Consider the following 14,480-nt stretch of genomic DNA (forward strand, 5'->3'; position numbering starts at 1 on the left):
CAGTGAAGTCAGAGTGCTATCATCTGATTATCGTTTTTCTTTCTGTTTAAAAGACCATTCAAAGTAAAATGTAGCGACTTCGGTACCATCCTTCATGGTCCCAATGGTTTTTGCCCTGACTTTAACAGGTTCTTGGGTTTGCATGCATTTTTCCACTGCCTCTCTCAACAATTCTCCATCCTGACATACAAAAGTAGTCAGCTTTGTGGCTTTTTTAGTAAAGGAAGCCTCCATACCTGTCACAATTCCGGCTACTTTGGGCCGGTGCCCATGTGCTGCCAACAAAGCCAATGTTCCGGTGGAGATTTCGGCAGCCATACTCATGACGGCAAAGTACATACTACGAAAAGGGTTTTTGTTAAGCCAACGGTAAGGCACCGAGATCCGGGCCTGTTCACCATTTAGTTCTTTCAGGCCGACTCCGGCCAAAAATGCCATAGGTACCTGGCTCAATAAGAAAAGCTTAAACCGGGAGGGATTGGCTAATTGACTTAAAAATTTTTTCTGTGCGTCACTCAGTGTTATGGTTTGTGTTGTTTTCATTGATTGGAAATTAGGTTGTATTTGAAATTTACAAAATATTCTCAGAAAAGAAAATGTAACACCGATATACCCACACTTCCCAAAACGCCCCTATTAAAACACTAAAATACTGAATAACAATACATTAAGCCCAACTACAAGAATATATGCCAAAGGCAAACGAACATAAATCATCTAAAAATTCAAGATTTTTCACAGGTAGTTTTATGCCCGTAAATAGGGTACGGAGTGAGAGCTTTTCTTTGTAATATCTATTTGGAAGAAAGCCGAATGTAAAGAAAAAAGAGGCTTTTAAAAGAGTAGGAAAGACAAGGAAATTATTCACCTAACCTCAAAATCCATGAAAACTATTACCGGTTTAGCGTTTTTCCTGGTTATGTCTTTAGTCAGTATCAGCTTTGCGCAAATAACGGGGCACCCGGAAGTTACCGGTATAGTCGCCATCGTATTGGTCTTTGGCTTTTTTGCGCTGACTGTCAAATGGCTTTTAAGCTTCAAACCTCCAGTACCGGAAGAATCCGCATGGGACTTGACCGAATTAATGGCTACCCAAACAGAAGCATGGGACGGAACCCAATTTGTAGGAAAAGTTGTCCGGGATGAAAATCAAAAGGGAACTTACCTGCTATTGGAGCATCCTACCTCAGATACTTCCGAAGAAGAGGAGGAAGCAGCCAGGCGAGCTAAATTGATGAAAATTGTGACAGGGCTGATAGCCCTGTCCTTTTGCCTTTCTTTATTAATGATTTAATGGATAAACATCCACCCGAATTACTTTTTAAACTTATCAACCAAAAAATAAATAACTAATAAAAACAGCAGCAATCACCCCTACAAAATCGGCAAAGAGTCCGCATGTAATTGCATAACGGGTTTTACGAATATTGACCGAGCCAAAGTACACGGCTACTACATACAAAGTTGTATCGGTAGCACCTTGCATTACACTCACCATTCGCCCGGCCAGAGAGTCCGCACCATAAGTATCCATGGCTTCCAGCATAAGTCCCCGTGCGCCACTCCCGCTCAACGGGCGCATCAAGCCGGTAGGCAATGCTTTCACAAATTCCGCATCCCAACCAATATAATGAAAACCGGAGGCGATAAATCCCAATAAGGCCTCCATGGCTCCGGAAGCCCGGAATACACCAATCGCCACCAATATCGCCACCAAATACGGAATAATCTTCACGGCAATCTCAAAACCGCCCTTTGCCCCCTCGATAAAAGCCTCATAGGCATTGACTTTTCTGTACATTGCCATCCCGATAAACAGGACGATCACACTGAACAAAATCACATTACTCAATACCAAGGAAACCTTTTCCACCTGTGATTGCTCCATTTGGCTAAAGACAAAAATAGCTCCGGCAATCAAAGCTACCAGACAGCCCAAGTAAAGCATAACAACTCTGTCAAGTAAATTAATTTTCTGATAAATGGAAACAATGATTAGCCCTGAAATGGTGGAAATACCTGTTGCCAACAATATGGGAATAAAAATATCGGAAGGGTTGGCAGCCCCCATCTCGGCACGGTACACCATGATGGAAAAGGGAATCAAGGTCAACCCGGAAGTATTCAATACCAAAAACATAATTTGGGCATTGGAGGCTGTGTCTTTCTTAGGGTTTAAAGATTGCATCTGCTCCATGGCCCGCAAACCCATAGGCGTAGCCGCATTGTCAATTCCCAGCATATTTGCTGAAAAGTTCATAATCATCGAGCCCATGGCCGGGTGATTTTTAGGGATTCCGGGAAAAATACGGGTAAAAAACGGGCTAACCAACTTGGCTAATTGGTCTATGGCCCCGGCTTTTTCTCCTACTTTCAACAGGCCCATCCATAATGAAAGGATCCCGGTCAGAAACAGGGCGATTTCAAAGCCGGTTTTTGACATTTCAAATGTCGAATTGACTAATTTGGAAAAAATTTCGTGATCTCCGGTAACAATCAATTGAAACAGAGCAAAGACAAAGGCAATCAGAAAAAAGCCGGCCCAGATATAGTTTAATACCATGGAATGTTGTTTGGTTTAGATATGAGATGTATCAGGAAAATTACTCAGAAATTAACAGTACACCAAAAAACTTCCCGGCCTTACCAAGCCAGGCCATAAAACCACAAGAGGAAACTTCAATTGTATTCCAAAAATTCAATACAAAAAATGAAGCAGTCCGAAAAGCCCGGAACCCAATTGCCTTTTCATCTGCCACATAAAAGAAAAGGCTGCCCTCTTCGGACAGCCTCATAGTCATCATAATTAACTATGAAGTGAGTTAAACTTTTTCTTTTTCCTGAAAAATGTTTTAAAAACGCCTCTTCCGTGTTACTTTTTTCAACAATAGCCTTTGGCTATTCTCTTCAAAAAGTGCCTTGATGAGCCGATTTTGATTCCATCTTCGGTCAAAAACTATACGTGTAAACCACTTCTATGTAAAACTATACTACCTTGATCAGGTAATAGTTTTTCTTTCCCTTTTGTGCAAGCAAGTATTTTCCTTGAAGTAATTCAAACGCTACAGGTTGGTCCGGATCATTTAGCTTCTCTTTATTGATACTCACTCCTCCACCTTTGATCAACCTTTTGGCTTCTCCCTTGGATGCAAATACTTTTCCATCCGTCACGGTAGACAGCAAATCCGTCACTGTCTCCGTACTCTTCAGGTTTTCTTTGCTGATTTCCACTTGAGGAACCCCCTCAAACACCGACAATAAAGTATTTTCGTTAATGGCTTTCAACTCTTCGGTCACAGACTTTCCAAATAAAATTTTAGAAGCTTTAATAGCCATGTCCAGGTCTTCCCGGCTGTGTACTCTTACCGTGATATCTTCCGCCAACGTTTTTTGTAAAAGTCGCTCGTGAGGCGCTTTGTCATGCTCTTCGATCAAGGCATCAATTTTCTCTTTTGAAAGCAAAGTAAAAATCTTGATGTACTTTTTCGTATCCTCATCCGATTGGTTGATCCAGAATTGGTAGAACTTGTAAGGAGATGTTTTCTCCGGATCCAACCATACATTTCCGCTTTCCGTTTTACCAAACTTGGTTCCGTCTGCCTTGGTGATCAAAGGACAAGTCAAAGCAAAAGCTTCTCCCCCTGATTTTTTCCGGATCAATTCCGTTCCGGTCACAATGTTTCCCCACTGATCCGATCCCCCCATTTGCAATTTGCAATTTTTGGTTTGGTTCAAATGAAAGAAATCGTAGCCTTGGACCAATTGGTATGTAAACTCCGTAAAAGACATGCCTTCCTTTGATTCGGAAGACAAGCGTTTTTTCACCGAGTCTTTCGCCATCATGTAGTTGACCGTAATATACTTCCCTACGTCCCGGATAAAGTCCAAAAAGGAAAACTCCTTCATCCAATCGTAATTATTAACCAACTCAGCCGCATTTGGCGCATCCGATTCAAAATCCAGAAACTTCGCCAATTGTTTTTTGATGCACTCCTGATTATGACGCAATGCTTCTTCATCCAATAAGTTCCGTTCTTGCGATTTTCCGGAAGGATCACCAATCATGCCGGTAGCACCACCTACCAAAGCCATCGGTTTATGACCGGCTTCTTGCAAGTGCTTCAACATCATTACCGATACCAGGTGACCAATATGCAAGGAGTCAGCGGTAGGATCAATACCGACATACGCTGCGGTCAGTTCTTTTTGGAGTTGCTCCTGGGTACCCGGCATGATGTCGTGAATCATACCCCGCCAGGATAATTCTTCTACAAAATCTTTCATGACTATATCACTCTGTTTTTTTGATGCTAACAATAAGAAATGGTTTGTAAGGCAGGAGTCCGGTAAAAGGGACATTTCCTGAAAATATCCGAATGAATCAGAACCTGATTAATTTCTTTGCTTACCCTAAAGGCAAATTAGATTTAGAAATTAATAGTAATAATAATACATAAAAACCATAGGGGTTAGGCTTGTGGTTGAAGAGGAAGCGCCTTTAAGGTTTTGATGCGTTTTCATTTGGATACAGCTATTTTCTTACAAACGTGTTGAAGATAAGTTGATAATGGTGCGAATATACGACAAAAGGCAGGGAAAGCCATACGTTTACTTTCCCTGCCTTTTAATTTTATTACCGGTACAAGCCTCTTATCCTATTTCTTGGGAGTGAATCAATCAAATTGGCCTACGATCACCGGATCGGTAGTGATGACATTGCTTACATGCCGTGCCCTGTCAATAATGAATATATCAAATATGAGTTCATCCCCTACTTGAATTTCATTGTCTGTAGCCAATATCAGGTCAATCAAGCCCACATACCGAATTTCACCTTCCAAGGGAGATTTAATATCTATATCATCTTTATCTTTTAAAGGGGCAAAGGCACCACCAAACGGCGCATCATCTTTAAAAGCAATTCTTTCATATTGCCCATTAGCATTTTTCTTTTTAACAATAATGTGGAAGTTAAGCTCCAGACTGAACTCTTCGCCATTTACCGTAACTGTTTGGCCTTTAAATTCTTCTTTGTGCTGTTCATTCAAACCCAAATCTCCGTCACCGTCTTTATAAGAAACGACAAAAATAACCGAATCCCCTCCGGTAGGCGTGCCCGGATACAAAGGTTTGTTATCGATGCTCTCATAGCCAATCACCGGCTCGTCTGCAAAATCCGGATCCACAATACAACTGCCTAGCAAAAGAATGATAAGCGCAAAAGGGAAATATTTTATGAGAACTTGTTTCATAGTAGGAAAGAAAGCTAGGTAATACTTACAATATTCAACTAAATTAATAAAATTATCTTGTTGCTAAAGAGTTTCCTTATTTCTTTATAAAGAAGTGAATTAAACTTTTTCTTTTTCCTGAAAAATGTTTCAAAAACGCCTCCTCCGTGTTGCTTTTTTCAACAATAGCTTTGGCTATTCTCTTCAAAAAGTGCCTTGATGAGCCGATTTTGATTCCATCTTCGGTCAAAAACGATAAGTTGAAACCACTTCAAAGTTTGCTATTCCAGAATCAGGCGCATCGAACTATTGAAAGGGTATATCCCCGAAATACATTTTCTATTTATTTTGAAGCATTCTTTGTGTAAGGTAAGTTTGCACCTTCACCTCTTAGTAGAAAGACCGTTCAACACAGAGCAAAGTTGGAATTATCATGCATTTTAAAGATACATTTAAACAACAGTTAGTCCAGCTTCAAGCCAGGGACTTTGAAAAAGCCGCTTTGCAAGCCTTCCGTTATCAGGCCCAAGAAAACCCCGTGTACCGCAGTTACCTGGAGTATTTGTCGGTAGATCCGACAAAAGTAAGCGCAGTTGAAAGGATCCCATTTTTGCCAATTGAGTTTTTTAAAACACAAACGATCAAAAGCGGGACCTTTGCCCCTGTATCTACCTTTACCAGCAGTGGGACTACCGGCTCGGTGACCAGCCGGCATTTGGTAGCAGACATGGAATTTTACCGTCAAATTTCAACGCATATTTTCGAAGCATTTTATGGCAACCTTTCCGAGTTCACTTTATTAGCCCTCCTCCCCTCTTATCTGGAAAGAACAGGTTCCTCGCTGATTTATATGATCGAACACTTCCTAAGTAAAACCCAGAAAGATTCCGGTTTCTATTTGCACAATAAGAAGGAATTAATTGACAAAATAAAGAATTTACAAAAAGCAGGCAAAAAGGTACTTCTCTTTGGTGTTACTTTTGCGCTTTTAGAGTTAGCAGAGGAATTTCCAATTGACTTAGAGGGAGTTGTTGTGATGGAAACCGGTGGAATGAAAGGGCGAAGAAAAGAAATGACCCGCACGGAGGTACATCAGTTTTTGAAAAGCCGGTGGGCTGTAAAGCAAATTCATTCGGAATATGGTATGACCGAGCTACTTTCACAATTTTATTCAAAAGGGGAAGAAATATTTGAAGGCCCGGCTTGGACCAAAATCTTGCTAAGGGACGTTAACGATCCTTTTGATATTGGCCTGAAACACAAAAACGGAGGAATTAATATCATCGACCTGGCCAATATTGATAGTTGTTGCTTCCTTGAAACTAAAGATTTGGGAGAACTAGTCGGTAGTCAGGGGCAATTCAAAGTCATCGGAAGGTTTGATAATTCGGACCTTCGAGGGTGCAACTTGCTGGTGCAATGAGAAAATGAAGGAACCAATCATTAACAACACTTACTATAAGTCAATTAATTCTTAATAAAATTAAATTTAAGTTTTGTTAAGAGTATATCTCTCAAAGAACTGCTAGTTTTGAGATAAATAATCTAACAATCTTTACTTTAATGGTTTCAATAAAAATTTAATACGATGAAAATTAAGACATTACTAGTTGTTGCAGCTTTCTTAATCGGATTATCGTCTTGTGCTTACAAAACGTGCCCAACCTATGCTAAAAAAGAAGCGCCTAAGAAAGTTATCCAACAATACAATTAATACAACCGGCATTCGAGAAAATGCCCTATCTCAGAGATCACTCTTCTTATCATGAATGATCTCTTTTTTTGTATCCAATAGATAATAGCGATAGTAAATATTTTCAAAAATATTTAAGAGCCTGTTTAAATTTCATCCTTCGGGTTAAAAACTCCTATTTTAGGAACCTCAATGCAGTACTTTGAATGGCCAGCCTTTCGAAGGAGCATCCCCACAACGAATTTTAAACATACTCTAAAAAAGCTAGAGCTAATACAACCTAATAAAAAAGCCCGTTTCTTTAAAGAGACGGGCTTTTTTGTAGCAAAACAAAGCTTATCCACTAATTCATTGAAACCGATTCTTGTGCTAACAAATCGTCAATGGCTGCAATAATCTCTTCTCCTGAAGAAGGTCGTGGAGCTTGGGCATTGCCAATATTACCATTCCGGTCAACCAAAATATATCTTGGGATTCCTTTGATCATATAATCTTTGGTTACTTTCGTATCCCAACCGGACTCAGAAACTACATGTACCGCATCAGCAAAGTCTTTATCATTTGCTAACATTTTCTCCCAGGCTTGAATATCCGTATCTACCGAAACATATAAAAAGATCACGTCTTCATTCCCTTTGTAGTGCTCCTTAAGCTTTTTTGCATGTGGGATTTCGCCACGGCAAGGTCCACACCATGTCGCCCATACATCTACATAAACTACCTTCCCTTTAAAATCACTCAAAGCAATTTCATTTCCGTCAATGTCTTTGTAAGCAAACCCGGGGGCGACTTGCCCTTTGGCTAACTTTAACCACTTTTCATATACCGAGTTTACCGATGGCAAATACGCAGATTGTCCAAATACGTTTTTGAAATCGTTAAGATCTTCTTCAACGGATTCCGTTCCGAAATAATTGATCCGGTTCGACAAGTTTTTGGCCAATACAAATGCCATTACGGAAGAATCTAGCTGTTCCTTTTTTACAAAAGCGTACGTTTGTGTTACTTGATCTTCCCATTTTAAGTTTGATTTTTCATCCTCACTAAGTTGTTGTTCGAACTTATACCCGACATAGCTATCCAAGGCCTTTTTAAATTCTGCAGAAGCTAGCGCTTGGGGGTTGTTTAAAGGCAAAGCTTGGAAAAACGTATAATAATCTTCCGATAAAACTTGCTCTTCAAAGTCAGGATTTCCTTGCCCTGCATAATAGTTATAATACATTGGGTACCTGGCCTTAAACGCCACCCAATAACTACTCAGTTCAATCGCTTCATGATTTGTAAAACTTCCGGTAAATTTCTGCTTCGTTTTTGCTTGTTCAAATACATTCTTCCAAGCATTTTCTATAGAGTCTGCTTGGGGTTGAAATTCATTCACAGGCAATGAAAATAATGATTGTTGTTCATTTTTATGAAAAGCGATGAGGGCTTGAGTTTTTTTAACCAGGTAGTTATTTTCAGCAGACTTATCTCCTTCAAAACTTAAGGTGTTGATAAAGTCTGCACCATCTACTGTAAATTGAAGGGTATCTCCGGCCTCCATATAAAGCACTATCCCATTTCGGCCAAAACTTAGTGTGGCAAAATGAGTTTCAGGCACTTCAAATTGAGTGGCAAATTGCCCAGTACTATCCGGCTCTACTTCGGCCAAGTCAATTTTTTCCCCTGTCACTTCATCTCTATGATAAAGTTTGATTTTCCCATCATTGGAATTTTGAACGGTGCCTTTAATATGTATTTTCGTTAATTCAGTTGCTTGTTCCTTAGTATTAGAGTTTTCTTGCATCGAACAAGATGCACTTATCAACCCGAGGATTGACAAGAGTAAGGTAAGTTGAAATTTCATAATTTGTACATTTGAATAATTAGATTTGATTTAGCATTTCAATTTGCCAAAAAATACCGAATAAATCTAATGATTGGGGTTTATTCGGTATTTTTTTATACTGTATGGGCTAAGGTTACTACCTGAACTAACAGGCTATCATGCCCAAGTCTTTGCCCTTCTCCGAGTTAAGATTTCTTTTTAAAGAGGTTTTTAGAAAATTTCAAAAACTCCTTAAAGGTATCCTTATGGGTAAACACTGATTTTATTACTTTCAGATAGTCTTTTGTATTGGGTTTGGAGATAGGCTCAGGTGCTTGCTCGGAAACCTCAGGTTGCACCTTTTGCGGAACCGTAAGTTGAATAGCTTCCGGGGCTTCCTTTTTCTGATTTTTCTTTTGTTGGCTTTTCTTTAGCCTTTCCTTAATATCCGGTTTTTCGAATTTCTTTTTCTCATCATCGGTCAACTTATCTGCTTTTTCAAAATGCTGCTTAGCCTCCTGTTGATAACCGATCTGTTGCTCAAGCAACCCCAGATTATTGTAAGCAACTGCATCTTCCGGATCCAGTTCAATCGCTTTTTTATAATCTTCCAAAGCTCCAAACACATCTCCCATATGCGCCCGGACAAAAGCCCTGCTGGAATAGCGAAAGGGGTTTTCAGGTTCCAACTCGACTGCTTGATTAAAATCAATGACAGCCTCTTCACTTTTTCCTGCCATATGCTTGGCTACACCTCTATCACAATAGATATCGGCATTGTTTGGAGCGATAATGATAGCCGCGTCAAAGTCGGCAATGGCCATTGCATAGTGCTCCAATTTAAATTTTGCCAGTCCCCGGTTGTACAGGGAAGGTAAATGCTGGGGTTCCATCAAGAGTGAACGGTCAAAACATCCAATTGCCTCTTCGTACTTTTCCAGCTTGCAATGTTCCAAGCCCTGATTAAAATGAAAGTTATACGACTCTGCCATAATCAACTTACTTTCTTTTCTACAAGTTAAAGCATACCCTTTCCGGGCATGTATTTATCAACCTGTTTCATACAAAACAAGACATCCGGGAAATCATCAGATGTCTTGTTTTTCATAAACATATAGTTCTTACAAATGGTGGGGCTCTGTTCCAAGCCACCCGGTTTAAAGAAACAGATTTCCGAAGGTACTATTCCTCAAAATGCCCCATTTTAGAAAATTTCTCAATCCGGTCGTTGATTCGCTCCCGTTCACCCATTTGTTCCAATTTTGCCGTTTCTTCCAAAATTACGGACTTGATTTTCTCTGCGATAAACGGAATATCTTTGTGTGCTCCTCCCAAGGGTTCCTCTATGATTCCATCAATTAATTTAAACTCAAGCATATCCTCAGCAGTCAGCTTTAAAGCCTCTGCGGCTTGCTCTTTGTATTCCCAACTTCTCCACAGGATGGAAGAACAGGACTCCGGTGAAATCACCGAGTACCAGGAGTTTTCCAACATAAACACTTTATCCCCCAGCCCAATGCCAATCGCTCCTCCCGATGCTCCTTCTCCGATAATAATACAAATCACCGGAACCTTAAGCATCACCATTTCTTTCAGGTTTTTGGCAATGGCTTCGGCTTGCCCTCTTTCTTCCGCTTCTAACCCTGGGTAAGCCCCTATTGTGTCGATAAATGTGATGATAGGCTTGTTAAACTTCTCTGCGATTTTCATCAAGCGCAATGCCTTTCTATACCCGGAAGGATTGGCCATACCAAAATTGCGCATTTGCCGCTGTTTGGTATTTCGCCCTTTTTGTTGGCCTATCAGCATAAAGCTTTTTCCATTAATGGAGCCAAATCCCCCTACCATAGCTTTATCATCTTTTACATATCGGTCGCCATGTAATTCGATAAAGTCATCGGTTATATCGTAAATATAATCCAATGTATAAGGCCTATCCGGGTGGCGTGCAAGCTGCACCTTCTGCCATCTTGTCAGGTTTTTATATGTATTTTCCTTCAACATGCGGATTTTATCTTCCAGATCTTTAATGGCACTACTGACATCTACATTATTTTGCTCAGCGAGTGCTTTCATATCAGCCAACTTCTCTTCCAAATCCACTATAGGTTTTTCGAAATCTAAAAGCGTATTCATTGCAAAAGCGTTTAATCTCCAATTTGAAATGTAAAACTAGTAATTATTTAACATTGAAGACAATTTTGAGTAAAAACTCTGTCATCCGTCTGCAAAACTTTACGGCAAAGGTAAGAAAATCCCTAGAATTCTTCCGGAGTTCATCCAGAGTAATTAAATTGAAAATCAATCAGTTAATTCTTCATTTTCAAAGCCCTTCACACAAAGAAAAGGATGAAACGCTGAATAAGAGCACTTGCCAAAACAGCAAGTTGACAGAAAAAGTGCAAATCTGTCAGCAATAATTCATACAAATTGGCATATAAAACTACTGGCATAGGAAATGCTAGATCGAAGGGTAAATACGATCTCGAATTTTTAATTGCTAAAAAACTAAAAAATCAGAGTAAGAAAATGTCACAAGTAAACATCAAACCCTTAGCTGACCGAGTTCTGGTAGAGCCTGCGGCAGCAGAAGAAAAAACAGCTTCAGGCATTATCATCCCTGAGACTGCAAAAGAAAAGCCCCAACGTGGCACAATCGTAGCAGTGGGCCCAGGTAAAAAAGATGAGCCTTTGACTGTAAAAGTTGGGGACGAAGTACTTTACGGCAAGTTCGCAGGAAATGAGAAAATCACTGTGGAAGGTACTGAGTATCTTATTATGAGAGAGACTGATATTATTGCAATTCTTTAATTACGGTTTCATCCCACTTTTTAATCTCAACTCTTTTAAACAAATTTTTAAAACGATAAATCACAAATCAACATGGCAAAGGATTTATTTTTTGAGAGCGAAGCCAGAGAAAAGCTAAAGAAAGGTGTTGACACCTTGGCAAATGCGGTAAAAGTTACCTTAGGTCCAAAAGGAAGAAATGTAATTATCGATAAAAAATTCGGTGCTCCTTCTGTAACGAAAGACGGTGTTTCTGTTGCAAAAGAAATCGAATTGAAAGATGCCACCGAAAACATGGGTGCGCAATTAGTAAAAGAAGTCGCTTCTAAAACGGCAGACTCAGCAGGAGACGGAACGACTACTGCTACGGTTTTAACACAGGCAATCTACACCGCAGGGATCAAAAACGTCACTGCCGGAGCAAACCCAATGGATTTGAAAAGAGGAATCGACAAAGCGGTATTAGCAATTGTTGAGGAATTAAAAGCAAGTTCAAAACAAGTTAGTGATGCAAAAGAAATTGCCCAGGTAGGTACGATTTCGGCAAACAACGATGCTGAAATCGGTCAAATGATTGCCGAAGCAATGGAAAAAGTAGGGAAAGACGGGGTGATCACGGTAGAAGAGGCAAAAGGAACCGAAACCGAAGTGAAAACTGTAGAAGGTATGCAGTTTGACAGAGGTTACTTGTCTCCTTACTTTGTGACAAACACCGACAAAATGGAAGCGGAGTTAGAGAGCCCTTACATCTTGATCTATGACAAGAAAGTTTCTGCGATGAAAGACTTGTTACCTGTATTGGAGCAAGTAGCTCAAACAGGCAAACCTTTGTTGATCATTGCCGAAGATGTAGACGGAGAAGCTTTAGCTACTTTGGTCGTGAACAAAATCAGAGGTGCCTTAAAAATCGCAGCGGTAAAAGCGCCTGGTTTTGGTGACCGAAGAAAAGCGATGTTGGAAGACATTGCGGTGCTTACCGGTGGTACCGTAATCTCAGAAGAAAGAGGTTACAAATTAGAAAACGCGACTATCGATAACTTAGGTACTGCTGAAAAAATCATCATCGACAAAGACAACACAACGATTGTCAATGGCAGTGGTAAAGAAGAGGAGATCACAGCACGCGTTAATCAAATTAAACAACAAATCGATAATACTACTTCTGACTATGACAGAGAGAAGTTGCAAGAAAGACTTGCTAAACTTTCTGGCGGGGTAGCAATCTTGTACGTAGGTGCTGCTACGGAAGTAGAAATGAAAGAAAAGAAAGACCGTGTAGATGATGCCTTACATGCAACCAGAGCGGCTGTAGAAGAAGGTGTTGTTGTGGGTGGCGGTATTGCTTTCATCCGCGCATTAGATGTATTGGATAAAGTAGATACGCTAAACGATGACGAAGAGACCGGTGTAAGCATCATCCGTACTGCACTGGAAGCTCCTTTGAGAACCATCGTAGAAAACGCAGGTCAAGAGGCTTCGGTTATTGTACAAAAAGTAAAAGAAGGTGAAGGTGACTTCGGTTACAATGCCAGAACAGAAGTATATGAAAACTTGATTGCTTCTGGTGTAATCGACCCTACCAAAGTGACCCGTTTGGCACTTGAAAATGCAGCTTCTATCGCTTCATTATTGCTTACTACCGAATGTGTAGTAGCGGAGGAGCCTGAAAAAGAAGGTGCAGCTCCAATGCCGGCTCCAGGAATGGGCGGTGGCATGCCAGGGATGATGTAATTCATCAACTGAGGTATATATAGAAGCCTTCCTGCTAGCAGGAAGGCTTTTTTATTCAGGTTTTTTTTCTGAAAATCTTAACGTCTTCCCTTTTTAAAAGCAAAGCCAAAGGCGGCTCCACATACCCCACCTATGATATGCGCAAACTGCGATACATTATCACTTTTAAATATATCCAAAACTTCCTGGCCTAAAAAAAGCAATACGACCAATATAAAGGTCAGAGGAATTCTGCCTTGACGGGCATTTACAATAGAACCGAGCAATATTAACATAAAAACAATTCCACTCGCCCCCATCAGACTGGTATCGAACAACACCGCATTGAGAACTCCTGTCACCAATACAGTAACCCCAATCATCTGCAATAAGCGCTTGGACCCGTATTTTTCTTCCAAAACCGGCCCGATCAATAAAATAAAAGTAAAATTACTCAGTAGATGTGCCCAGTTAGCATGCCCCATACCGTGGGAAAACAAGCGAAAATAGTCAACTACATAAAGAGGGTGAAATATAGCCGGTGCTGAAAAAAAAGGGGTTAGTGTTCCTCCCAAAAGCAAATTTGCACCTAACACTAGCACACAAATAAAAGTATAAGTCAGTACGACCGGTGCGTTGTAATGAATCTTCATGATTTTTTGAATTGGTTTAAATGCCCGGCAATTTACTAATGAATTGGAAGAAGCCGACTAAACAATCCGGCAAATTATGAAGGGAGGCAAAGTGTATGACCGGGATAACCTGTTTGAAAAGGGTAAAATAATTTCTAGATGGGGTACAATTTAAAAAGGGTTTATCTCCGCTTTTCAAAGATAAACCCTTTTAAACCATTATTTCTACATTACTAAAATTCATCGGGCCAATCTTCTAGGTTTTTCGCTTCAATCACAGCTTTTATTGCTTCTTTGGACATCGCCTTACCTTTGATGTCAAACTCCCGTTTTACATATTGAACCAAACTCATAAAAGTAGTTTCATTCAGATGATTGTTTGCTGATTTTTCCAAATACTCATTCATTTTCTGAATGATCACGCTAATTTCAGTTCTGGTAAGCAATAGCTTATACTTTTCAGGTAACTTTGCAAAAGTAGCAAGTACATCGTTTTGTGTCATATTTTCATCCAAGTGCATAGGATTTCTGTTTTATAGTAAAAATAGCTTGTTGGATACGCTTGTTAGCTAATAAAATAATACTTAAAATTACGTATGTAATATATTTAGCAATAC

General features: G+C 40.0%; 13 protein-coding genes. 4 read left to right on the forward strand and 9 right to left on the reverse strand.

From position 1 onward, the window contains the following. Positions 1 to 27: 27 nt before the first annotated feature. On the reverse strand, positions 28 to 543 hold the full coding sequence (locus AAG747_RS14505; protein ID WP_346821901.1) for a DUF4442 domain-containing protein: 516 nt from the start codon (positions 541 to 543) through the stop codon (positions 28 to 30). Between the two features lie 340 nt (positions 544 to 883). Here AAG747_RS14505 and AAG747_RS14510 point away from each other — a divergent pair, with 340 nt between their 5' ends. Continuing rightward, on the forward strand, positions 884 to 1,294 hold the full coding sequence (locus AAG747_RS14510) for a hypothetical protein (RefSeq protein WP_346821902.1): 411 nt from the start codon (positions 884 to 886) through the stop codon (positions 1,292 to 1,294). A 36-nt stretch (positions 1,295 to 1,330) separates the two neighbouring features. Here AAG747_RS14510 and AAG747_RS14515 read toward each other — a convergent pair whose 3' ends face one another. From AAG747_RS14515 to AAG747_RS14525, 3 genes are all read right to left on the reverse strand, one after another. Next, positions 1,331 to 2,563 carry a nucleoside recognition domain-containing protein gene (locus AAG747_RS14515; protein ID WP_346821903.1) on the reverse strand — a complete coding sequence of 411 codons (1,233 nt, stop codon included), beginning with the start codon at positions 2,561 to 2,563 and terminating at the stop codon, positions 1,331 to 1,333. A gap of 422 nt (positions 2,564 to 2,985) precedes the next feature. After that, positions 2,986 to 4,284, reverse strand: a complete 1,299-nt coding sequence (gene tyrS / locus AAG747_RS14520; RefSeq protein ID WP_346821904.1) for a tyrosine--tRNA ligase — start codon at positions 4,282 to 4,284, stop codon at positions 2,986 to 2,988. A gap of 389 nt (positions 4,285 to 4,673) precedes the next feature. Beyond that, complete coding sequence (locus tag AAG747_RS14525) at positions 4,674 to 5,252, reverse strand: hypothetical protein (protein ID WP_346821905.1); 579 nt, start codon at positions 5,250 to 5,252, stop codon at positions 4,674 to 4,676. A gap of 412 nt (positions 5,253 to 5,664) precedes the next feature. Here AAG747_RS14525 and AAG747_RS14530 point away from each other — a divergent pair, with 412 nt between their 5' ends. Next, entirely contained in the window at positions 5,665 to 6,654 is a 990-nt protein-coding gene (locus tag AAG747_RS14530) for a LuxE/PaaK family acyltransferase (protein ID WP_346821906.1), read from the forward strand. Between the two features lie 613 nt (positions 6,655 to 7,267). On the opposite strand, the gene AAG747_RS14535 is transcribed toward AAG747_RS14530, so the two are convergent. The 3 genes from AAG747_RS14535 to AAG747_RS14545 all read right to left on the reverse strand — a co-directional run bounded on the left by AAG747_RS14535 (position 7,268) and on the right by AAG747_RS14545 (position 10,867). Further along, on the reverse strand, positions 7,268 to 8,770 hold the full coding sequence (locus AAG747_RS14535) for a redoxin family protein (RefSeq protein WP_346821907.1): 1,503 nt from the start codon (positions 8,768 to 8,770) through the stop codon (positions 7,268 to 7,270). A gap of 167 nt (positions 8,771 to 8,937) precedes the next feature. Next, positions 8,938 to 9,723 (reverse strand): tetratricopeptide repeat protein, encoded by a 786-nt coding sequence (locus AAG747_RS14540; protein ID WP_346821908.1) that lies wholly within the window; start codon positions 9,721 to 9,723, stop codon positions 8,938 to 8,940. A gap of 190 nt (positions 9,724 to 9,913) precedes the next feature. Next, on the reverse strand, positions 9,914 to 10,867 hold the full coding sequence (locus tag AAG747_RS14545; protein WP_346821909.1) for an acetyl-CoA carboxylase carboxyltransferase subunit alpha: 954 nt from the start codon (positions 10,865 to 10,867) through the stop codon (positions 9,914 to 9,916). Between the two features lie 393 nt (positions 10,868 to 11,260). Here AAG747_RS14545 and AAG747_RS14550 point away from each other — a divergent pair, with 393 nt between their 5' ends. Beyond that, complete coding sequence (locus tag AAG747_RS14550; protein ID WP_346821962.1) at positions 11,261 to 11,542, forward strand: co-chaperone GroES; 282 nt, start codon at positions 11,261 to 11,263, stop codon at positions 11,540 to 11,542. A 72-nt stretch (positions 11,543 to 11,614) separates the two neighbouring features. After that, positions 11,615 to 13,252 (forward strand): chaperonin GroEL, encoded by a 1,638-nt coding sequence (groL, locus tag AAG747_RS14555; RefSeq protein WP_346821910.1) that lies wholly within the window; start codon positions 11,615 to 11,617, stop codon positions 13,250 to 13,252. 77 nt (positions 13,253 to 13,329) lie between these two features. On the opposite strand, the gene AAG747_RS14560 is transcribed toward groL, so the two are convergent. Together AAG747_RS14560 and AAG747_RS14565 are read right to left on the reverse strand one after the other, a co-directional pair. Next, a complete protein-coding gene (locus AAG747_RS14560) occupies positions 13,330 to 13,884 on the reverse strand; it encodes a rhomboid family intramembrane serine protease (protein WP_346821911.1) in 555 nt (184 codons plus the stop codon). 212 nt (positions 13,885 to 14,096) lie between these two features. Next, positions 14,097 to 14,384, reverse strand: coding sequence for a hypothetical protein (locus AAG747_RS14565; RefSeq protein ID WP_346821912.1), 288 nt, complete (start codon positions 14,382 to 14,384; stop codon positions 14,097 to 14,099). Positions 14,385 to 14,480: the final 96 nt, after the last annotated feature.

Origin of the sequence: Rapidithrix thailandica (assembly GCF_039710355.1) — a bacterium.
GTDB classification, from domain to species: domain Bacteria; phylum Bacteroidota; class Bacteroidia; order Cytophagales; family Flammeovirgaceae; genus Rapidithrix; species Rapidithrix thailandica.

Coding starts and splice junctions, on each gene's coding strand:
- AAG747_RS14505 (WP_346821901.1), bottom strand. CDS start 543: ATGAAAACAACACAAACCATAACACTGAGTGACGCACAGAAAAAATTT.
- AAG747_RS14510 (WP_346821902.1), top strand. CDS start 884: ATGAAAACTATTACCGGTTTAGCGTTTTTCCTGGTTATGTCTTTAGTC.
- AAG747_RS14515 (WP_346821903.1), bottom strand. CDS start 2,563: ATGGTATTAAACTATATCTGGGCCGGCTTTTTTCTGATTGCCTTTGTC.
- tyrS (WP_346821904.1), bottom strand. CDS start 4,284: ATGAAAGATTTTGTAGAAGAATTATCCTGGCGGGGTATGATTCACGAC.
- AAG747_RS14525 (WP_346821905.1), bottom strand. CDS start 5,252: ATGAAACAAGTTCTCATAAAATATTTCCCTTTTGCGCTTATCATTCTT.
- AAG747_RS14530 (WP_346821906.1), top strand. CDS start 5,665: ATGCATTTTAAAGATACATTTAAACAACAGTTAGTCCAGCTTCAAGCC.
- AAG747_RS14535 (WP_346821907.1), bottom strand. CDS start 8,770: ATGAAATTTCAACTTACCTTACTCTTGTCAATCCTCGGGTTGATAAGT.
- AAG747_RS14540 (WP_346821908.1), bottom strand. CDS start 9,723: ATGGCAGAGTCGTATAACTTTCATTTTAATCAGGGCTTGGAACATTGC.
- AAG747_RS14545 (WP_346821909.1), bottom strand. CDS start 10,867: ATGAATACGCTTTTAGATTTCGAAAAACCTATAGTGGATTTGGAAGAG.
- AAG747_RS14550 (WP_346821962.1), top strand. CDS start 11,261: ATGTCACAAGTAAACATCAAACCCTTAGCTGACCGAGTTCTGGTAGAG.
- groL (WP_346821910.1), top strand. CDS start 11,615: ATGGCAAAGGATTTATTTTTTGAGAGCGAAGCCAGAGAAAAGCTAAAG.
- AAG747_RS14560 (WP_346821911.1), bottom strand. CDS start 13,884: ATGAAGATTCATTACAACGCACCGGTCGTACTGACTTATACTTTTATT.
- AAG747_RS14565 (WP_346821912.1), bottom strand. CDS start 14,384: ATGCACTTGGATGAAAATATGACACAAAACGATGTACTTGCTACTTTT.